Genomic DNA, 18756 nt, shown 5'->3' with positions numbered 1-18756 from the left:
GCGTGTTCGACTGGTTGATCGTAGGGGCCGGTTTCGCCGGCAGTGTGCTGGCCGAGCGTATCGCATCGCAACGGCAGGAAAGCGTCCTGATCATAGACCGACGAAATCACGTCGGCGGCAATGCCTATGACTGCTACGACGAGGCGGGAATACTAATTCACCGTTACGGGCCTCACATCTTTCACACCAACGCCCAATCGATCGTCGACTATCTGTCGCAATTCACGCAATGGCGGCCTTACGAACATCGCGTGCTGTCGCTTGTCGATGGAAAGCTGCTGCCGATACCGATTAATCTCGACACCATAAACCGCCTCTACGGCCTTGAATTGACGTCCGAGCAGCTGCAGGACTTCTTCACTTTCCGACGCGAAACGGTCAAAGAAGTCCGCACCGCCGAGGACGTCGTGGTGAGCACAGTAGGCAGAGAGCTCTACGAGAAATTCTTCCGCGGCTACACGAGGAAGCAGTGGGGTGTCGACCCTTCCCAGTTGAGCAAGTCAGTGACGGCGCGAGTCCCGACCCGGACCGATCGCGACGATCGGTATTTTGGCGACAGCTTCCAGAACATGCCGGCAGGCGGGTATACGCGCATGTTTCAGCGCATGCTGGATAGTCCCAAGATCAAGATCATGCTGCAGACCGACTACCGCGAAATTCGCGACAAGATCCCCTTCCAGCAGATGATCTATACCGGTCCGATCGACGAGTATTTCGACTGGAAGCTTGGTCGCTTGCCCTACCGTTCGCTGCGCTTTGAGCACACGACGCTTGATTGCGAGCAGTTTCAACCGGTCGCCGTCGTCAACTATCCGCAGACGGAAAAATACACACGGATCACCGAGTACAAGCATCTGACCGGTCAGCAGAGTCCGAAGACCAGCCTCACCTACGAATACCCCACCGACGTCGGAGATCCTTATTACCCGGTGCCGCGGGCCGAAAACGAGGCTTTGTACAAACGATACGAAGCTTTGGCCGCGGCGTGCCCGGAGGTCTGGTTCGTCGGACGTCTTGCAACATATCGCTATTACAATATGGATCAGGTGGTCGGCCAGGCATTGGCTACGTTCGGGCGCATTCAGACACGCCTGCCAGCAAACGGGATGCTCGTCACGCCGACGCAGCGCGAGGCGGCCGAGTGAATGATGCGCCGGCCTGACCGGCGTCGGGCGACCCACGGCCAAAGAGACCAACGATGTTTCTCGGCTTCTCGGCGAACAGCTCTAGATATGCTGTGCTGTTGATGCAGCTGAAAAGCGCGCACTGTTCGTATCAGCGAGGCTATAGCGCGCTTGCTTGTTGTTCCTCAAACGCCAAGAACGATTGGCGCTGGCGCTCCAACTCGTCCGCAAGTGGCTTGCGAACAGTGCGCGAGCCGTCCGCATGAATGGTGGAGAACAAGCCGACTTCGGCGTGGCGCGAATTGTCCCAACCTGGGTAGGCCGTCACCGGGTACAGGCATATACCCTGAACAGGTGCACCGAGGCTCGTCGCATCGCGCACTTCGTCGCAAACGTAGTGAAGCCAGGCTGGCCGGCCTGAACCTTCGGCGCCGGTCTCGGCGATGAACATCGGCTTCTTGTATCGTTCGGCGACCTCGACCAGCAATTCCGAAAGTGCACGGTATTCGTGGTGCCCCATCGGTATCGTTGGGCCATTCAAGTACCATTGGTTGTGCGGATAGAAGTTGAGGCCGATGACGTCCACAACGTCCTCGCTGCCGCCCAACTCCGGTTCCACGCGCCCGATCAGCATGTCATACGCCTCGAATTGGCCCTGGCGAGCATTTTCGGCGCGCCGCCGCTCGGGGTGAGTACGGTCACGAGGAGCAATATGGATCAGCGGTTCAGCCCAGATGAACCTGCAGCCGGGTTCGGCCTCCCGCATGGCCCTCACGCCGGCGACCGCTGCCCTGACAAGGTGTCGTTTGAACCATCCACGCTTGTTCGGCCCGACGCGGGGGAAATAGCCGACCTCCACAGCCCATGCGAAAAACGAAATCTCGTTGATCGGGCACACCAGGGGAGCCACCCCGGTAGCGGAGCGATGAACCCGAACAGCTTCCGCGGCGAAACGGACGTAGGCCTTGATAAACCCCGGGCCACCTTGGTCGATATGGTCTGGCGAGCCATAGTGGAAGATATCCCAGATAATCTGCACCCCGGCCGCCTGGGCTGCTTCGATCGCCGACGTCCAACTCGACCAGTCGAAGACTCCGGGCGCTGTTTCAATCAGGTGCCAGCGCAAGCCGTCGCGGATCGTGCGAAGCCCAAGCTCGGCACAACGGCGATAGTCGGCATGTGCATGGATGTCATGTGAGGTCGCGCGGATCAGATCAAGACGGGCCCCGTCGGCGCGCCTGTGGGAGGAACACTCGAAACCAGCCATGAAAAAGCTGTCGAACCCGGAAGAGCCTGCCGTGGGCCGACGAGCGGTATCCTCGTTCATACCAACATCCTGTCGCCCAAGGCGTGGGCAAGTAATCGCATTCGCAGTCCCCCATTGTCAGTTCCGGTGGCCTAGTCGAAACCGGTCGGCCACCACCACGTCGACGGCTCGGCGGCTGCGGTGTACACGTGTGCCTGGATTGGCGAATACAACCAAGCTCCAATCCTGTCTGCCGGGGGCGCGGTTGCGTCGATTCGATCCGAAGTTATGCGGCCTGTTGCATCGCCCGTTCGTTGACGCCTGTTTCGCCTAGTCGGGTGAGCGCCTCATCGGTTGCTTTTTCTTCCTTGAGCGTCCGTTCGAGTAGCGGGACGGCGTCTTTCAAGCCAAGTAACCCGGCCCATGTGACAAGAGTCCCGTAGCGCGCTATTTCATAATGTTCGACGGACTGGGCTGCAGCCACGAGACCCGCGTCCAATGCCGGAGCCTCCTCGAATTCCTCCAAAATCTCCTGTCCTTCTTCGATGATGCCGTCGATCGCCGGGCACGTTTTCCCTTGGGCTCTCTTGCCAAAGGCGTCGAAAACTTGCTGCAGACGCTCGATCTGACCTTCCGTCTCGGCACGATGTTTTTCGAACGCCGCCTTCAACTCTTCGGACTCCGCGCCCTTTGCCATTTTCCGGAGCGCCGTCAGAATCTTGCGTTCGGCGTAGTAGATGTCTTTCAGACCATTATAGAAAAGGTCTTCCAAGCCCTTGGAGCTGCCCTGAGAGCTTTTTTTCGTCGCCATTGTCATCTCCTCTTTCATTTCTATCGACGCATGCATGGCTCTAACTGGACCAGTCTCTTGTTGTTCCTTCGGCGACGGCACACCGGCAGCCAACAGCGAGCGACGGTCGGGTTGACCGCTGATTTCAGTCCGCCGCGCCAGCAGCGGCTTGAGCATCTCGGCTGCGCTCCATTGCGGAAGTTCCGGAATGAGGATCGTCTGCCTGAAGGGTTTCCGCTGTCATCGAGTCCTTGCGGCCCCATTTTTTCGCAACGGACCTTTGCCCGCACCTGATCAAGGTTCCCGATCTCTTCTCGGGCCCCCAATGGCGTCGAACCTGGACGAAGTTGCCGACCAGATCAGCAGTGTATAGGGGCCGCGGACCTGTTTTGCGATGTAGTTGAACTCACCTTGAAGCAGCTGCTCGCGCAGGCGTTTGGACGACAGGCGGACGGCATCATGGCCTCTAAATTCGAATTCGAGGTCAAGAGGACCACGTCCACAGCATAGTTGCACCTAAGATCCTCCTCGATGTCGCCAGCGGCGCGAAGCCTCAGATGGTCTTCGAAAACCCCCTCTGCGGACCGAGCATGTCATGTCTCCTTTGCAGTACCGGAAAGGCCGTGGACAGCCGTGTCGTCCTTCGCGATGCTGAACGGATGCGACGGCGGTTTGTTCCTGAGGCCAACATGCGCTGGTGCCGGATTGACTTGCACCCCCGATCACAAACGAATGAGAACATTCAATCGGGGTCCTCATGGCTTCCGCCATCGACATTCTGGCATGCTGACCAGCGACGAGGTCGGCAATTGTCCAGGACTAGAGCGGCCGGCCAGGTGCAGCGGTGCCGGGGGGACCTCACGCTCCAAGGCCGTCCTGGCCTTCGCCAGCGACAACCACAAGGCCTGCAAAAAAGCTTCATCTGCTTGCGGTGTTAATCCGACCTCCTTGCAATGTTCAACGATCCTGTCCTGGATCGACACTGCGGTTTCATACCGTTGGACAACCCTTGCCAGAACGTCCTGACAGGTGCCAATCGCCACCTCCCGAATGTGGTCAGCGACGGGAGAGAGGGCAGCACGGGTGACATCATGAGCAACGGGGGCGTCCCGATCAGTCGGATGTATTCCGCCTCGGGCTGCCCATAAGAACGATCCGCCAACGCGCGTCTATAGCAATAGCTTCAGCCTTCAATTGAACAAAGCAATCGTGTGGGGACCGGTCCTCACCCATGACCAGGGCTGCCCCGGTCATACCGTCAAAGCCAATAAGGCCAACCTCGGCCTCGACCTCAGCCCGAAGCTTCGCCACCATTAACCCGAGACCGCTCTCGAAGAAATCGACGGTGTCAATCGGGACCGAGGTCTGCTCCAGGTGCATCCTCAGTCCCAAGTGACGGGCTTCGAGGTGAGGCTGCAGCAACGTCAGATCCGGTGCGCTCAGGCGCCGCAACAGTTCGTTCTTGAACGAGGTTTCCATCTGCGCTGTCTCCCGATCGGGGCGGAAGGGCGATGGTCGCTCACAGCTGACGACGCCCTAACAATTGTCGACAGTCAGGGGAAAGTATACCTAAAAGGGCGGGGAGTCTCAAAAAGCTACTATGCTGACCAGAGAAGCTCGTCAGTCTGGCGATCATCAAGATGCTGCTAACAAGCAGTGTCCGCCTCTACCGGTCGAAGGTTGCCTTCGCAATCTGGTGTGCGCCTTTTGTCGAAGCATACGGCCCCAAACTGATTCATCCTCTGGGGAAGCCAAGCGGTATCGACGCTGCCTGAAAACTTACGCGCAAGCGCTCCACACTTTCGGGGGGCGCTTTGTCGATCGACCAGAGTAGCCAAGCACCCCTTCTGTATCCCATAGTATTCGTCTTCGCCTATTGCTCCGGAACGGCAGAGGTTTGCGGACGATTTCGTGCTGCTTCGGCAATTTCCGGGATGTATTTCGTCGCGGTGCAGCTTCGGTTCACATTGGCGCGTGCGTCGAATACCTCTTTCTCGCAGACCCGCTTGGCGAGCTCGATAGGCACATGAACTGCCAGAGGCACTTCCACCTCGGAGATTCCAAGCTCCTTTGCGATCTGCTGTTTCACTTCGTGCCTGCCAAGCGAAACGTCGACGCCGACATCCTGGGCATCTTCGGTTGTCGATGATGCGCCTTGCCCCCGCAGCTCTTGCTGCTCGGTCTGAGCAAATGACTGCACGGCAAAAAGCTGCAAGGCGAACACGGCGAGCGGCAAAATTCGTTGGAATACTCTCATGCCTGGCTCCTGCAGGTGCCTTTAAAAACGGCAAAGTATTTGAAGCGTTCCAGAGGCGGGGATGCGCGCGCTCAGCGGCAGTCGAGGCGGGTTTTTTCTGTTGGAATACGATATGGCGACCGTGGTTGGGTGCCGACAGCCGACTGTGCTGGCACATCGGAGTGTAGGAATTTGCCTACCGAGAAAGAAAGACAAGCCAGAGACGAACGCACCTCGGATGCTGCACGAGGATTGACCGACATTGAGCGTGCGGCACGAGACGCAAAGACCGCGGCTTCGGGAGCAGCGCCTGAAGGCCGCACTTGCTGTGACGTCGGCCGCGGCATCTAAACCGAAGAGGACACCAAAAACCACGAAAGCCTAGCAGTCACTTGCACCACACGGGAGCTTGCATTCAACCCCACGGTGCTCAAGATCCAAGTAGGCTCTGCAGCTCTCTAGGCTCACAACCTCGTGCACCCAAGTTTGATCCTGCTGCAGCAATCAGGACTACCCCAGAACGAATATGGCCAGCAGGGCAACAAAGAGAACGAGGGCGATCGCGGCGCCCCAGATGAGGACCTTTCCGGTGCCGCGTTGCTCTTCCTCGCGAGAAGCGTCTTTCGCCATTCCATGCATCCTTTGCGAAGGTCCAAACTGAGCAACATGCCGTGCAAGGCTGTTCCCAACGCTCTCGGAGCCAACTTGGTGTCAGTCCAACTGCCGGTTGCCGTAGGGCTTCGAATCGCTCTAGCGCTATCGGCAATACAGCGCGGCTCTCCTCTGAGCGCGACCGCAGCTCCCTTCAGGCAAGATGCGCGAGCAGACGGATATCTATCTGACCGAAAGCAAAAGAAACCACGCGTGCCCCACTGAAAGCACAAGCAAGCGCAAAGGTTCCTGAACTGATGCTCGGCTGGCGGGAACTTGCTCGCCAGCCGAGTTGAGTTCAGGCGGTGGTCGGGGGAGATCAGCCAGCCACACGCTGGTGATTCCAACCTGAGCCGATGTGCCAATCAGCAACCTTCGTCGGTCTTTTTCACCTGGCCCGGCGCGGCGGTGTTGGCTGTCGTGTCCTGCTGACCAGGCGCCGCCTGCTGAGCGCTGCCAGTCTGCTGGCCGGGCGCACAGTCCCTGGCCGAGTTCGGATTCGTGGTGCCGCTGGTGGTGGTCGTGTCGGTGCCCTGATCGCCGGACATGTTGGTGCCGCTGCTCGTCGTGCCGGTGCCCTGATCCGTCGTGCTGGGCATGGTTGTCGTGGTCGAGGTTCCGCTCGTCGAGGTTCCGCTCGAAGTTCCGCTCGAAGTTCCGCTCGTCGTCTGGGCAAAGGAAAGCCCGGCCGACACCGCCAGCACGGCCGAAGCCAAAAGGATGCGTTTCATCTTCTTTCTCCTGTCTGAATGCGCGGGATGCGCCTGGCAAATTGAACAGGCAGACAGAAGGAGTGTTCCCCGATGAAGTTCAACTTTTGTAACTCTGGCCGTAGGTCAGCCTTAGGATGGCCGGCGTATATTAGAAACCTCATGACGGCGGCTCGAGTCGAAAAGCAATCAACGAGCGGAGAGGCCGTCGCGTTCCTTGTGACTGCGGTGGCGCGGTGAGGCACAAGGCTCAATGCGGAGCGCCAGCGGCCGCGATCAGCGCCTCGTCGAGAATCCACTTCAGCTTCGCCGAGCGCTGGTAGCTTCATCTGCTTGCCGTTCTTACTTGCCAGGAACGACATGCAGCGGTCGCAGTATGCCATGCGGGACCTTCAATATGTCGCCGTATGTCGCCGCGTCGGATGGCCAGGAAGCGGCCAGTGCCAGTTGGACTTTGTGATGGAGCGGCGCAGCGGCGAGCGTCCACGGGCCGTTTTCCTTGCGCCGATCTTCCGCGATCTTGGCCTTTTCCACGCATCGCTGCAGGATTTTTCGCGAGGTGAATTGAGACCCGCCACGACACTGGTCCTCGGCGACGGTCAAGGCCCGTTCGGCGGGCTCTACTCCGGAACAATGTCCTCTTCTGAAAGTTTCCTTAGATCGCAAAGGAGATTCGACATGTCAGAAAGCCGCGAATGGTTTGTCCAATGGCTTAGAGATGCCCATGCCATGGAAGAGCAGGCCGAAACGATGTTGAACGGGCAGTTGGGTCGCATCGAGAACTATCCCGAGCTGAGCGATCGGATCCGACAGCACCTCGACGAGACGAAGCAGCAGGCTGCCCGGCTGAAGACTTGTCTCGATCAGATGGACGAGGGTTCATCCACGATGAAGGACGCTGGCGGTAAGCTGACGGCGATGGCGCAATCGCTGAGCGGCGTCTTCGCTGGAGACGAGGTGATGAAAGGATCGCTCGCGAGCTACACGTTCGAGCACATGGAAATCGCCTCCTACACGATCCTGATTGCCGCCGCTCGATCGCTCGGCGAAACCGAGGTTCTTCGGGCTTGCGAAGAGAATCTGCAAGAGGAAGTCGCGATGGCGGATTGGCTGAAATCCCGTCTTCCCTCCACGACCGAGCAGTTCCTTGTTCGGGCCGAAGCGGACAGCGACAGCGCCAAGCGGTGATCGGGTAGGAACGCAGTAACCGTAAACTGGGTGATCGGGATTCGTCCGCTAGCGCGTCCCCCTTCGTGAAGGCTGGACGACGAACACGCCTGACTGTAGCAGGCGGTTGTCGAGTTGCGCATTTCGAGAATTGCAACGACGAGCGATGCTAATATTGCGGCGTCGTCACTTAGAGAGTCGAAGCGTTCGCCTGCGCAAGCCTGGTCGAGTCGAAGCGTTCGCCTGCGCAAGCCTGGTCAAATACGCATTGGCAATAGCCAGGTCGGAAGGGCTAGCGCAGCGCTCGGCGAGATCAAGCTCGAGTGGGCGTGTTAAAACGTTCGAAACGAGGTTTCGCTGAAGGCCGTGACCGACCGGCCGACGATCATCATGCTCGAAGGGGTTGACCGCTTTGTCCGATCTTCTCCGCCGTGCGCATCGTCATCGCGCCGTCCGTGGTTCCAGAATATGCAATCCGATGGCTGAACTCGTCGGGACTCGATAAATGTCAGCGCGGCATCATACTTTGCCTTCAGGACGACTGTTTCTCTGCAATAACCTCTGTCTACGCTCATCCAGTTCGGTCGGTGTCCATCTGCTCATTCAGACGTCGTTGATAGGCAAAGCCGACAGCCGCGGCGACTGCCAAACCCGCCGCCGCCAGAAGGAGTTTGTCCTCGGTATGCTCATTGCCCGATGCGTCTTGAACAGCTAACGAAGCTTCATCGAAGGGTGCGGATGCTTTTGCGACAGTCTCGCCCTGGTGCGGCCCAACGCCGCTATGGCGGATACCCGCAGCCAGACGTTCTGTCTTCTCTTTAACAGTTTCCTTGGCCACGCCGGTCAACTCGGCAGCTTCCCGTTTTATTTTGCCAGCCGTTTCAAGAGCGAAATCACTGACGCTTTCCGCCAAATCGCTAGATTGCTCCTTCAGGCGCTCCTTGGCGTACGATAGGTGATCAACCTGCTGCTCGCCGGGGGGCCGGGCTGAATTGGTCCGCAACAAGCTGATCAATCCCGCTCCGACGAGTGCGGTTGCGATCGGCGGATGGCGGAGGAAACGCCACCCCAAACCGGCCCCAATCGCCAAAGCAGCGCTCGGATTGGCAGCCGCCTTGGCCTTGAGATCGTCAATAATCGCCTGCGCCACCGATTGCATTGAGGCTCTTGCTTTCTCCACCAGGGCATCCTTTGCCTCAAGCGCTTCGTGTTTCAAATCATCGGTAAATTCGGAGAGCGTGTTTGGCGACCGAAGTGTCGACAAGTCCTCGGCGAGCTTAGCCCGGGCAGCCTCAACTTCGTATTCAAGATGCTCAAGTTGCGGATCGGCCATCATAAATCTCTCTTGCCACCGGGGCGGGCAGGTTTGCTCGACCGAGCGTTGCCCGACCGCTGCGATTTGGCCGTTATTCCTTCCGAAGGGGTGGCGCTGCCCGGTTGCAGCTTGGCGGCCGGAGTGGATGAACCGCTCGATCCACTTGGGCTTGGCGAAGGCGGCTGCACGGGTTCACTTGATTGCTCTTCTGACAAGGCGCTTCCAAAGGCGCCCGCAACGTCCCTTGCGACCTCCTTGAGGCCGTCCGAATTCAGCCCATGTTCCTCGGCGGCGCTTTTGAGCCGTTCGCCCGCCTTTGCTGTCGAGGACTTCAAGCGGTCCCCAGCTTTTTCAGCAGCATCCGTCAATCGCTCTCCTGCTGGGCCGAGCGTGCGCCTCTCGACATCGCTGGCCGGCAAAGCAGCAGCTATAGCGGCACCGGCTGCGAAGCCGGCCAGAACAAAAGCCAATGGCTGTTCTTCCACCATGCGGCCAATCGTGTCTTGGAACGATGATTGGGCTTGCTGCACCACGCGCCCTGACTTCTCGGATACGGAGCGACCGGCCCGTTCTGCGTATGACGCGGCGGATGATGCGTACTGACTTGCGGTTTCACTCACCTTCTCCCCAATGCCGGCTAAATTGTCGCGCATGGCCTCTGCTGTCTCGCTAGCCTCTTCCTGCGCTTTGGACGCCCCGCCGCTGGCGGTGCGTACGTGCGGAGCATTTTGGCGCCCGTCGGTTGCACGGGATTGCTCGCGATGCCCGGCACTTGAACTGCGGCTGCGCATTAGCAGCGCGCACCCTGCTGCGACGAGCAGAAGGCCTTCGGGATTGTTCCTAGCGGAGCTGAGAAGCCATTCTTTCGTTCCAAAATCCTGGACCTGTGAATTGCGGCTCATGTTAATTGCTCCTTGGTTGTCGCGATATCCTGCTTTATTTGGCTTATGGAGTGTGTCGGCAGAAGTTCTTTTTGCGCATCAGCGCGGCCCCGATAGTAGGCGAAAGCAGCGGCGAGGGCCGTTGCGGCCGCGACGATCAGACAAGACCAGTGCAGGGCCATCCCTAAGCTGGCTATTCCAAGTACGAGGGCTTGCACTAGAAGCAGAGCGGCGACCACTCCCAGCACGCCAGCAGCAGACATCCACACACCTGCTTGGAGCTTCGTTGAGACGTTGGCGGACAGCTCCGCATGCGCCAGGCGCAACTCTTTTTGAAAGAGGTCCGCGACGTCCGCCAACACTGCCGACAGTGCTTGAGGGAGAGGCGAATTCTTCAGTTGTTCCTGTGCCATCAGATCAGTTCGCTCCCTGCCGCCTTCCCTTGATGGACTCTGGTGCGGGAGGCGCGCTCTTCAGTGTGCGGAACGTCAAAAAGCCCGCTACGGCGGCCAGCCCAAACACCAAACCCGGCTTGCGCCTCGCGAAATCGGACGCTGCAAGAACCAGCTGATCGACGGACCTGTCTCGCAGGTCGTCTGCGTATCCATCAAGCCTATTCGCGAAGGTGCGCACGACCCCAGCGACTATCGGTGCGTTTGCGTCGAGGTCCTCGGCCGCACGCTTGGTCGAACTCGCCAGTTGGCCCATCACCTCGGCGCCGCTGCCGACCTGACGGTCCAACATCTCCTTCACCTGATTGGTCACGGTGGACGCGCCACCAACGGCCGCCCGTTTGGCGGTTTCCGCTGCCCCTTGCGCTATGTCGGACGCTTTGGATAACGTGCCGCTTACGGTCGCTCCTATGTCTTCCGAGGTACCGTCACCAGCTCTTACCGCAGTCGGGGGACGCCGTTCAGAATTCCGGTTGTTCATGGTTTCCTCCATTCGAGGAGCAAACGGAGGTAAGGCCCGTTGGTTCCCAATGAGTGACTATCTGGGGTGTCAAGTTGCGTTTGCGAACTCGTGGCGCGCATCGCGTGCTTTTGCATTGGGAATGATGGGTAGCTTGCGGGCGGGCGCAATGCGAATAGTCATCTTTTCCTTTCCTGTCTGAAGGCGCGAGGGGATCATATCTGGCGACGGTGAGCGCGACGAGGAGAGGCTGGAGCGCGGACCTTCACGGCCGCCGCGCACCGGTCTTCGACCGCTGCGCCTGCCGCTGTCACTGGCGATCGGCGCCAAGCCTACGAGTTTGGCGATGGCCTTATTGGAAAGGGTGCCAATCTCGGGCAACTCGGCCATCAGGAGTACGCGGGCGACACCGTTGATCGAACGGAAGACCTAATCGAGACAGGCCCACAGCGGGTCGTCGTCGCTAGCGAGGCGATCTCGCCCTTCAAGTCGGCGGCTCTGACGCTTGAGCAGAACAATGACCTCGTCGAGGCTGGCGAGGGGTTCGGCATCGGCGACGGCGCTTTTGCGTTGCTTCTGGATGGTGACATCGCCAGTCACCTGGGCAAGCCGGGCGACCAGCGCCTTGAGCCGTTCTGGGCTACGCGCCGCGGCGTTGGTTACAGCCGCTTGACCATGGCGTCCAAAGTGATCTGCGCGCTACTCGTTGCGCTCGTCAAAACGCGACTGCTGGTCGGCGGCATCGGCCGATCCGCCCAGCGTGTCGGCAACCGTGGCACCTCGCGCACCCATCGGCTGCTGCGCACCTGTGGTGGTGTCCATCGCTGTCTGATGCTCCATCTCGGAATTCAGCTCCGCACCTACAACCAGGATAATCACAGAAATCCAAGTCCACATCATCAAGCCGATGACTGCCCCAAGAGCTCCATACGTGGCGTTGTAGTTGGCGAAGTTTTCAAGATAATAGGAGAAGCCTATCGAGACTGCGATCCAGACCACAGCGGCGAGGAAGGCGCCCCATGTCGCCCATTGCCACTTTGCCCTTTCCCGGCTGGGTCCGTAGCGGTAAATCAGCGTGATCCCGACGCCCACCATGATCAGCATCATCGGCCACCGAAAGATCCGCACAAGGGCTTCGGTCCAGCCGCCGAGGTTCAGCAGCGCAAGCACGGCCGGCACAATCCCCACCGAGATGATAAAGCCGATACCAATGAGGATGGCGCCAAGTGTGAAGCCCAAGGCCAGGAGATTCAGGTGGATGAAGCCGCGCTTTTCACTCTCCTCGTAGGCGATGTTCATGGCTTCGAATAGCGTCTTTATGCCGTTACTGGCGCTCCACAGTGCGACGGCAAGGCCGAAGATGAAGCCGAAACTGAGCGCGCCAGCCTTCTGAGCGGCCAAGGACGCAAGCTGAGATCTGATAATATCCAGACCTCCCGAAGGCAGTACGCCGCCAAGGAACGCAATGTGCTCAGCGATGGTCTGAGGATCGGCGACGAAACCATAGATGGACACGAACGCGGCAAGCGCTGGAAAGAGGGCAAGAAGCAGATAGAATGCAGCCCCCGCCGCGATCAGCATAACACGGTCCTCGGTTACCTCAGCAAAGACCCGCCACAGCACGTCCTTCCAGCCGCGGCTGGGAATCTCTGACGGCCATTCGGCATTGCGTCCGCGGCTCTCCCGTTCGGCCCGCCGCTCAAGTTGCACTTGACCTTCGTAAGCGTCCTCGGTTGTTTTCTTCGACATGGCCGCCGGTCCGGAGCATCTTCTTCGCGGGGCAAACGTATAATAGCGCCAAAGGATGCAGGTGCAGACCTGCGCTTACAAATAAACATCCGCCGCCTGCAGCAACACCTGCGCCATCCCCACTTGGCCCTTCGGCTCCCATGCTCATCTGGCGGGGGATGCGACGGCTGAGCGTGCATGTTGTCGGGACGACGCAGCCTGATCTAAATCCTCATTGCGCTGGATCACTTTAACGACACCCACGTTACCAGCCATGATCTCGCTGGCGCCTGAACATCAGTTCGTCAACGCCGGAAGCATTCGGCTTCACGTCGTTCAGGCCGGGCCTGCTCTGGGTAAGCCGGTCATGCTCCTGCACGGCTTCCCGGACTTCTGGATCGGGGTGGAGACGGCAGATCGGTACGCTCGCTTCCGCCGGATATCGGGTCATCGTTCCCGACCAGAGGGGCTACAACACCAGCGACAAGCCAGAGGGTATCAGCGAGTACACGCTCCCCAAGCTGCTCGGCGATGTATTCGCCCTGGCCGACGCGCTCGGCATCGGAAGGTTTCACCTCGTCGGACATGACTGGGGCGGCATCGTCGCTTGGGCCGCCGGGGCAAAGTTGCCTCATCGCCTGGACAAGCTCGTCATCCTGAATGCGCCCCATCCCGACGTTGTGTTTACCCATGCCCTGCGATCTCCGACGCAGTTTCTGCGGAGCAGTTACGTGGTTTTCTTCCAGATCCCATTGCTGCCCGAAGCCGTTTTGGGTGCGCGGCGCTCCGCCTTGCTCGCACGAGCACTTAGGACATCCAGCCGGGAAGGCGCCTTCGAAGAAGAGGAGATTGCAGAATATCGGCAGGCTTGGGAGCGGCCGGGGGCGCTGACCAACATGCTCAACTGGTATCGCGCCTTGCCCTTTCGCCCGAGCTTGAAGGAGCGGATCACGACGCCCACTCTTGTTATGTGGGGGATGCAGGACCAGGCTCTGGAATCCGGGCTGGCCAAGCGCAGTCTCGCCCTTTGCGACGATGGCCGCGTGCAGACTTTCGAGAAAGGGACGCATTGGGTTCAACGCGAAGAGAGCAACGCGGTGAATGCGGCGCTTCTGGCGTTCCTGGAGGGCTGAGGAACTCAAAAATGGATAGAAACTGGGGGCAGCGTCAGATGGAGCCGGAGGAGGCCTGCAGGGCATTCCTGGCTGCTGCAAAAGAGGAGGGGACATTACAACTAGCTAAGTTGGATTGCGGTATAAGGTTCTATTGTCTCCGACCAACACCGCGCTTTGCGGAGCCCGCCGCCAGCAAGGAGAGGCGACGGACCCCCGCCTTTGATACGCCTGTTCATGGCCTCCACGCTCATATCGGCGCAGCGGGCGCTCGACATCACTAGAGCTCATTGGCAGACGGGCGTATGTTAGAGGCCTCTTGAAGAAGACACTGCCCGCTCCAGACTCAACCATGGCTCGCGAAATAGGCATTGGTGACCAGGTGGCGATTACGGCCACGGTTCTGAGGCGGATAACAGAGGACCGCGTAAGCGTCTCGATCCCAGGTTACGACTTCCCGCATTCCATCATCGACCACACCAAGGTGAACCGAGGCCAGCAAATCGACCTGAAAGGCGAGGTCACGCGCATCGACGAGGGCACCGTGACGATCGACCTCGGGCCGCTGGTCACGGTCGACCGTGACAAGGTCCGGTTGGTGGAGAAATATAGGCCGCCAAAACGACGAAAGGCACTTGTCGTTGCCCCGGATTAGAACCGACAACATCGCGACGGGCTATGTGGGCAGGCCGCATGACGGGCCGGTAGAGGACGAGTCGAAGCACTTGGTCTACTGCCCAGTCTGCGGCCAAACGTTCGACGCGCGCGATCTTGGACAGGTCTTCCACCACGCTGAGCCCCAGCACGAGCCGCTTCCGGTCGAACAATAGTCCAGCTAGTTGAGCTCCGGCGGCAGACCGACGTTCAGACCCTTCAGCGCGCCACCGACGTACGTTGGATGAGGAAAGGGTGCTGCGTGCACCGCGCCTTCCCCGCGCGCCGATGCTCCACCTGGACCGCAAAAAAGTCCCGCCGCACTGCCAGAACGGCGGGACCGATCAAACGCTTTGCACCAGGCGGGGGGTGGGCTTGCCAAGTGAGCGCGGACCGTAACCAACCCTAAGCGCCACAGCGGCAACGCGTCCACCAACCGCCGGTTGGAGCGACAGGACGACTGAGCCGCCGGCAGGTCAGGTCATCCCGGGTCGCTATCGCTCGCAACCAGACGGTAGCGGAAACAGTTGCGGATATGGTCGTTGAAATAGCGGCCCTTGGCGAACGCGGCCCGGAACGCGGCAAAGGTTTCCGGCGGTACCCCCTCAAACTCGTACCGTTTACCGCTGGCGACGAACCACACCGAGAGGGTCCTTCTATCCAGATCATATTCCATCTTGCGGATCGAAGTAGATGGCATGAGCACCACAGGCCGAGGCCCGCGCCCTTGCGGGGAGCGCGGGCCGATCGGGATACCGATCTGCAGCAATACCTGGAGGGGGAGGATTCGCTGCGTGCACCGAACTTTCGCGGCGGTCCCGTGTTCCCAATCGAGATACACAAAAAGCGAGCTGCACCTTTCGGCATCACGCGGACGTTGGATTTCTGAGAAAGCGCGAGTGTCAATACTAACTTCTGGTGATGGAATTTTCCCGTGAGATAGGCACGCTCCACGGCGAAAGGAGTGCCCCGCCATGACCGTCCTCGCCTACAACCTTGCCAATGACATCAAAGGATTGTGGAGGGTTGTCTTCGTGCCGGACGAACTGCATCTGTATGTGGAATTCAGCCAGCCAGACGCCGACACAAACCCGGCTGATTGGATGAGCGTTGATGATTTCCTTGCATGGCGGCCGAAAGGCGCACTCCACGAGCGAGCGCGCGACAGCTTGGTTTCGCTCATTTGCAAGGCGCTGACAGGGCGATGAGACAAGGGAAACCCGCACCGAGATCCAGTGCGAGCGCCGCGAGTGGGCTAGGGCCCCACAAGCCAGTGCCACCCCCGCCGCCGACAACCGCGGCGGGCGGGTGCCTCGGGGACAAGATGGTAGATCGCCAATGCGTTTGCGGGTGTGGCCTTAAGTCCCAACTATTGGCTTCAGAAGCAGGGCGTCGGGCTTCATTGACGGTGCTGCCAACACCATATGGTAATCCATAGCCTCCCAAACGAGAGAAGCTCGCCCCTGACGGGTCGCACTGCGGCCGTCACCGGGCAATTGCTACGAACTAGGAAACCATCATGCCTGAAAATATCAGACCAACTTCGAGAGACGTCCCCCTCATTCAGCTAGGCCTCTATCAGTGCCGCTTCCCGGTGAGCGAAGACGCTTCTGTACCTGGCGGTTATCGTTTTTGTGCTGGGCCAACTTCGCCGGATCGCGTCTACTGCGATCACCACCACAACATTGTGACCGCCGTGGACCCTCGTCGAGCCCGTTCGGGTCTTCACCTCGCTCAACGACGCGCCGCGTAAGCCTGACTGGCGGCGGCCTCCCGGCCAGGCGCTATGCGCTCCAAGGCCTTGGCTACGACCTTGCCGTCGGCTCGGTCTGGCCCATCCTGCCTTATGCCGTCTTCGCCGATGTATCCCCCGTCGCCCGATTGAGAACGACGACTTCTCGCCGAGCCTTTCAGCTCGCTACTCGTACAAACGCGTCGGCTCCAAAGGTTTGTCTGTCAGCACATCTTCAATGTGCCCGCGCCTGAAGCCCCAACATCTTCTGCGACCAAACCGCGTACCTGGCACCGCCGATCGGTTGCTGCGGCGGATTTTCGCTGTTCGCAGCTGAACAATGCCTATCAACCTTGTCATCGCACCTAGTCGCACGTAGCGGCCGTTCGAATTCTCATCGCTCGGCGCGATGTTTGGTCCGTCTGGCCAGAAGAGCGGAGCAAGCCATTGACACCCACGAAGTTGCTGATTGGGCAGATCGCTGTCGTATTCGCAATTGTCATTCTTGGCGTGTGGACTGCAACCCAATGGTGCGCCCACATGCTCTCCTATCAGCCGCCACTCGGCGCGCCATGGTTTGTGACAGTCGGCTGGCCGATCTACCAGCCGTGGAAACTGTTCGAATGGTGGTTCCAATTTGACGCCTATGCGCCTGAAGTCTTCGACAAGGCTGGCATACTTGCCGGAGCCAGCGGGTTCCTGGGCTGTGCCGCCGCGATAGCTGGGTCCCTCTGGCGCGCACGGCAGCGGGGGTTGGTCATCACCTATGGGTCCTCACGATGGGCCATGAAGCTGGAAATCGAGAAGGCGGGGCTGTTTCAGCCGGCCGGCGTTTTCCTTGGCGGACTGAATTATCGCTATCTGCGCCATGACGGACCAGAACACGTCATGGCCTTTGCGCCGACACGTTCGGGCAAGGGCGTCGGCCTCGTTGTTCCAACCCTTCTTTCCTGGACCGGCTCGGCCGTCATTCACGACATCAAAGGCGAGAACTGGCAGCTGACCTCTGGCTGGAGGTCGAAGTTCTCGCACTGTCTCTTGTTCAATCCGACCGATCCGAGATCGGCGCGGTACAACCCGCTGCTGGAAGTGCGCAAAGGTCCAGATGAGGTCCGCGACGTTCAGAACATCGCCGACATTCTCGTTGATCCGGAAGGCGCGCTGGAGCGGCGGAACCATTGGGAGAAGACCAGTCATTCACTCCTAGTTGGCGCCATCTTGCACGTGCTCTACGCCGAAGAGGAAAAGACACTCGCCCGTGTCGCCACCTTCCTGTCGGACCCGCAACGCTCATTCGCTGCGACACTGCAGCGGATGATGACCACAAACCACCTCGGCACGGTGGACAAGCCCCAGGTCCATCCGGTCGTGGCCTCGGCGGCTCGTGAGGTGCTGAACAAGTCAGAGAACGAGCGCTCAGGCGTTCTCTCGACCGCCATGTCGTTTCTCGGGCTCTATCGTGATCCAACGGTGGCCGCGGCAACATCGGCCTGCGACTGGCGCATTGCCGACCTTGTGGATGCCGAGCGACCGATGTCGCTGTATCTGGTCGTGCCGCCGTCGGATATCTCGCGCACTAAGCCCCTGGTGCGATTGGTGCTCAATCAAATCGGCCGGCGGCTGACCGAGCGCCTGGAGGGCGATCCAAAGAAGAGCCGCAAGCATCAGCTCCTGATGATGCTGGATGAATTTCCGGCGCTCGGTCGGCTCGACTTCTTCGAGACTGCGCTCGCCTTCATGGCAGGCTACGGCATCCGCGCTTATCTGATAGCGCAATCGTTGAACCAAATCTCCAAGGCCTATGGCGAGAACAACGCCATTCTCGACAATTGCCATGTGCGGATTGCCTTTTCCTCAAATGACGAGCGCACGGCCAAACGCATCTCGGACGCGCTCGGTACCGCGACGGAACTCAGATCGATGCGTAACTATGCCGGCCATCGGTTGGCGCCCTGGTTGTCCCACGTCATGGTAAGCCGCCAAGAGACCGCTCGCCCCCTGCTGACGCCGGGTGAGGTGATGCAGTTGCCGCAGGCTGACGAACTAATCCTGGTTTCGGGATTGCCGCCGATTCGCGCCAAGAAGTTGCGTTATTACCAGGATCCGAATTTCACGGAGCGAGTGCTGCCTTCGCCGGTGCTGCGCGACGGTGCCTACGCGGATCGGCCCACGTCGCGCCCGGACGATTGGAGCGGACAGGTGCGCGGCGTGGATCGGCGTCTTGCTGGCGACGACGACAGTGCCGGCGCGGCAATCGAAGACGGAGGTGTCCAGCAGCAGCGCCATCCGGGCCTGCCCGAAGAACGGACCCTCGTCGCCCAGGAGCCTGATCATGGCGATCTGTTCACGCCCGCAGACGATGACTGCGAGACGCTCGCCGACAAGCGCGTCATGGATCGGATTTCCACCGCAGCACGTGCGTACGGCCTCAATGAGGGAATGGGCGACGACAAGGACATCGTGCCCGGCTTCTGAACGGCGCGCCATACGCGGGCGTA

Annotated in this window: 20 protein-coding genes; 6 read left to right on the top strand and 14 right to left on the bottom strand. The window is 59.8% G+C overall.

The window, feature by feature from the left end; genetic code table 11:
- Window positions 1-2: 2 nt before the first annotated feature.
- Complete coding sequence (gene glf / locus NKJ40_RS21980) at window positions 3-1145, top strand: UDP-galactopyranose mutase (protein WP_352467893.1); 1143 nt, start codon at window positions 3-5, stop codon at window positions 1143-1145.
- Between the two features lie 139 nt (window positions 1146-1284).
- Here glf and NKJ40_RS21975 read toward each other — a convergent pair whose 3' ends face one another.
- From NKJ40_RS21975 to NKJ40_RS21955, 5 genes are all read right to left on the bottom strand, one after another.
- On the bottom strand, window positions 1285-2451 hold the full coding sequence (locus tag NKJ40_RS21975) for a glycoside hydrolase family 1 protein (protein ID WP_023677857.1): 1167 nt from the start codon (window positions 2449-2451) through the stop codon (window positions 1285-1287).
- 205 nt (window positions 2452-2656) lie between these two features.
- A complete protein-coding gene (locus NKJ40_RS21970) occupies window positions 2657-3181 on the bottom strand; it encodes a YciE/YciF ferroxidase family protein (RefSeq protein WP_352467892.1) in 525 nt (174 codons plus the stop codon).
- A 1092-nt stretch (window positions 3182-4273) separates the two neighbouring features.
- Window positions 4274-4639: a hypothetical protein gene (locus NKJ40_RS21965; protein ID WP_352467855.1), complete on the bottom strand. Its 366-nt coding sequence runs from the start codon at window positions 4637-4639 to the stop codon at window positions 4274-4276.
- Window positions 4640-5033: 394 nt separating this feature from the next.
- Complete coding sequence (locus tag NKJ40_RS21960) at window positions 5034-5417, bottom strand: hypothetical protein (RefSeq protein WP_352467854.1); 384 nt, start codon at window positions 5415-5417, stop codon at window positions 5034-5036.
- Window positions 5418-6412: 995 nt separating this feature from the next.
- The gene (locus tag NKJ40_RS21955) at window positions 6413-6778 is read right to left on the bottom strand and encodes a hypothetical protein (protein WP_352467853.1); all 366 of its coding nucleotides are present in this window, start codon (window positions 6776-6778) and stop codon (window positions 6413-6415) included.
- Window positions 6779-7435: 657 nt separating this feature from the next.
- Here NKJ40_RS21955 and NKJ40_RS21950 point away from each other — a divergent pair.
- Window positions 7436-7945, top strand: a complete 510-nt coding sequence (locus NKJ40_RS21950) for a ferritin-like domain-containing protein (RefSeq protein ID WP_352467891.1) — start codon at window positions 7436-7438, stop codon at window positions 7943-7945.
- Window positions 7946-8495: 550 nt separating this feature from the next.
- Here the strand turns inward: NKJ40_RS21950 and NKJ40_RS21945 are convergent.
- The 8 genes from NKJ40_RS21945 to NKJ40_RS21910 all read right to left on the bottom strand — a co-directional run bounded on the left by NKJ40_RS21945 (window position 8496) and on the right by NKJ40_RS21910 (window position 13211).
- Window positions 8496-9260: a hypothetical protein gene (locus tag NKJ40_RS21945; RefSeq protein ID WP_352467852.1), complete on the bottom strand. Its 765-nt coding sequence runs from the start codon at window positions 9258-9260 to the stop codon at window positions 8496-8498.
- Complete coding sequence (locus tag NKJ40_RS21940) at window positions 9257-10141, bottom strand: hypothetical protein (RefSeq protein WP_352467851.1); 885 nt, start codon at window positions 10139-10141, stop codon at window positions 9257-9259. Before NKJ40_RS21940 ends, NKJ40_RS21945 begins: the two co-directional genes overlap by 4 nt.
- On the bottom strand, window positions 10138-10533 hold the full coding sequence (locus tag NKJ40_RS21935; protein WP_352457931.1) for a phage holin family protein: 396 nt from the start codon (window positions 10531-10533) through the stop codon (window positions 10138-10140). The genes NKJ40_RS21940 and NKJ40_RS21935 overlap by 4 nt, the downstream gene beginning before the upstream one ends.
- A gap of 4 nt (window positions 10534-10537) precedes the next feature.
- The gene (locus tag NKJ40_RS21930) at window positions 10538-10885 is read right to left on the bottom strand and encodes a hypothetical protein (RefSeq protein WP_352467850.1); all 348 of its coding nucleotides are present in this window, start codon (window positions 10883-10885) and stop codon (window positions 10538-10540) included.
- A gap of 237 nt (window positions 10886-11122) precedes the next feature.
- Window positions 11123-11449, bottom strand: coding sequence for a transposase (locus NKJ40_RS21925; RefSeq protein ID WP_352467889.1), 327 nt, complete (start codon window positions 11447-11449; stop codon window positions 11123-11125).
- 12 nt (window positions 11450-11461) lie between these two features.
- Window positions 11462-11632, bottom strand: a complete 171-nt coding sequence (locus tag NKJ40_RS21920; protein ID WP_352467849.1) for a hypothetical protein — start codon at window positions 11630-11632, stop codon at window positions 11462-11464.
- 99 nt (window positions 11633-11731) lie between these two features.
- Window positions 11732-12781, bottom strand: a complete 1050-nt coding sequence (locus NKJ40_RS21915) for a YihY/virulence factor BrkB family protein (RefSeq protein ID WP_352467848.1) — start codon at window positions 12779-12781, stop codon at window positions 11732-11734.
- 244 nt (window positions 12782-13025) lie between these two features.
- Entirely contained in the window at window positions 13026-13211 is a 186-nt protein-coding gene (locus NKJ40_RS21910) for a hypothetical protein (RefSeq protein ID WP_352467847.1), read from the bottom strand.
- Here NKJ40_RS21910 and NKJ40_RS21905 point away from each other — a divergent pair.
- Together NKJ40_RS21905 and NKJ40_RS21900 are read left to right on the top strand one after the other, a co-directional pair.
- A complete protein-coding gene (locus tag NKJ40_RS21905) occupies window positions 13177-13893 on the top strand; it encodes an alpha/beta fold hydrolase (protein ID WP_352467888.1) in 717 nt (238 codons plus the stop codon). The genes NKJ40_RS21910 and NKJ40_RS21905 overlap by 35 nt on opposite strands.
- Window positions 13894-14224: 331 nt before the next feature.
- Window positions 14225-14527: a hypothetical protein gene (locus tag NKJ40_RS21900; protein WP_352467846.1), complete on the top strand. Its 303-nt coding sequence runs from the start codon at window positions 14225-14227 to the stop codon at window positions 14525-14527.
- A gap of 480 nt (window positions 14528-15007) precedes the next feature.
- Here the strand turns inward: NKJ40_RS21900 and NKJ40_RS21895 are convergent, their stop codons facing one another.
- Window positions 15008-15226 carry a KTSC domain-containing protein gene (locus NKJ40_RS21895; RefSeq protein ID WP_352467845.1) on the bottom strand — a complete coding sequence of 73 codons (219 nt, stop codon included), beginning with the start codon at window positions 15224-15226 and terminating at the stop codon, window positions 15008-15010.
- Between the two features lie 274 nt (window positions 15227-15500).
- Between NKJ40_RS21895 and NKJ40_RS21890 the strand changes: the two genes are divergently transcribed.
- Window positions 15501-15734, top strand: coding sequence for a hypothetical protein (locus tag NKJ40_RS21890; RefSeq protein ID WP_352467844.1), 234 nt, complete (start codon window positions 15501-15503; stop codon window positions 15732-15734).
- A gap of 971 nt (window positions 15735-16705) precedes the next feature.
- Window positions 16706-18733 carry a conjugal transfer protein TraG gene (locus NKJ40_RS21880; protein WP_352467843.1) on the top strand — a complete coding sequence of 676 codons (2028 nt, stop codon included), beginning with the start codon at window positions 16706-16708 and terminating at the stop codon, window positions 18731-18733.
- Window positions 18734-18756 lie beyond the last annotated feature (23 nt).

Source organism: Mesorhizobium sp. M0119, from assembly GCF_040322615.1.
GTDB lineage: Bacteria > Pseudomonadota > Alphaproteobacteria > Rhizobiales > Rhizobiaceae > Mesorhizobium.
Note: the sequence above shows the minus strand (reverse complement) of the source record. Positions and strands in the feature narration are given on the sequence as shown.

Coding starts and splice junctions, on each gene's coding strand:
- NKJ40_RS21975 (WP_023677857.1), bottom strand. CDS start 2,451: ATGAACGAGGATACCGCTCGTCGGCCCACGGCAGGCTCTTCCGGGTTC.
- NKJ40_RS21970 (WP_352467892.1), bottom strand. CDS start 3,181: ATGGCGACGAAAAAAAGCTCTCAGGGCAGCTCCAAGGGCTTGGAAGAC.
- NKJ40_RS21965 (WP_352467855.1), bottom strand. CDS start 4,639: ATGGAAACCTCGTTCAAGAACGAACTGTTGCGGCGCCTGAGCGCACCG.
- NKJ40_RS21960 (WP_352467854.1), bottom strand. CDS start 5,417: ATGAGAGTATTCCAACGAATTTTGCCGCTCGCCGTGTTCGCCTTGCAG.
- NKJ40_RS21955 (WP_352467853.1), bottom strand. CDS start 6,778: ATGAAACGCATCCTTTTGGCTTCGGCCGTGCTGGCGGTGTCGGCCGGG.
- NKJ40_RS21950 (WP_352467891.1), top strand. CDS start 7,436: ATGTCAGAAAGCCGCGAATGGTTTGTCCAATGGCTTAGAGATGCCCAT.
- NKJ40_RS21945 (WP_352467852.1), bottom strand. CDS start 9,260: ATGATGGCCGATCCGCAACTTGAGCATCTTGAATACGAAGTTGAGGCT.
- NKJ40_RS21940 (WP_352467851.1), bottom strand. CDS start 10,141: ATGAGCCGCAATTCACAGGTCCAGGATTTTGGAACGAAAGAATGGCTT.
- NKJ40_RS21935 (WP_352457931.1), bottom strand. CDS start 10,533: ATGGCACAGGAACAACTGAAGAATTCGCCTCTCCCTCAAGCACTGTCG.
- NKJ40_RS21915 (WP_352467848.1), bottom strand. CDS start 12,781: ATGTCGAAGAAAACAACCGAGGACGCTTACGAAGGTCAAGTGCAACTT.
- NKJ40_RS21910 (WP_352467847.1), bottom strand. CDS start 13,211: ATGACCCGATATCCGGCGGAAGCGAGCGTACCGATCTGCCGTCTCCAC.
- NKJ40_RS21900 (WP_352467846.1), top strand. CDS start 14,225: ATGGCTCGCGAAATAGGCATTGGTGACCAGGTGGCGATTACGGCCACG.
- NKJ40_RS21895 (WP_352467845.1), bottom strand. CDS start 15,226: ATGCCATCTACTTCGATCCGCAAGATGGAATATGATCTGGATAGAAGG.
- NKJ40_RS21890 (WP_352467844.1), top strand. CDS start 15,501: ATGACCGTCCTCGCCTACAACCTTGCCAATGACATCAAAGGATTGTGG.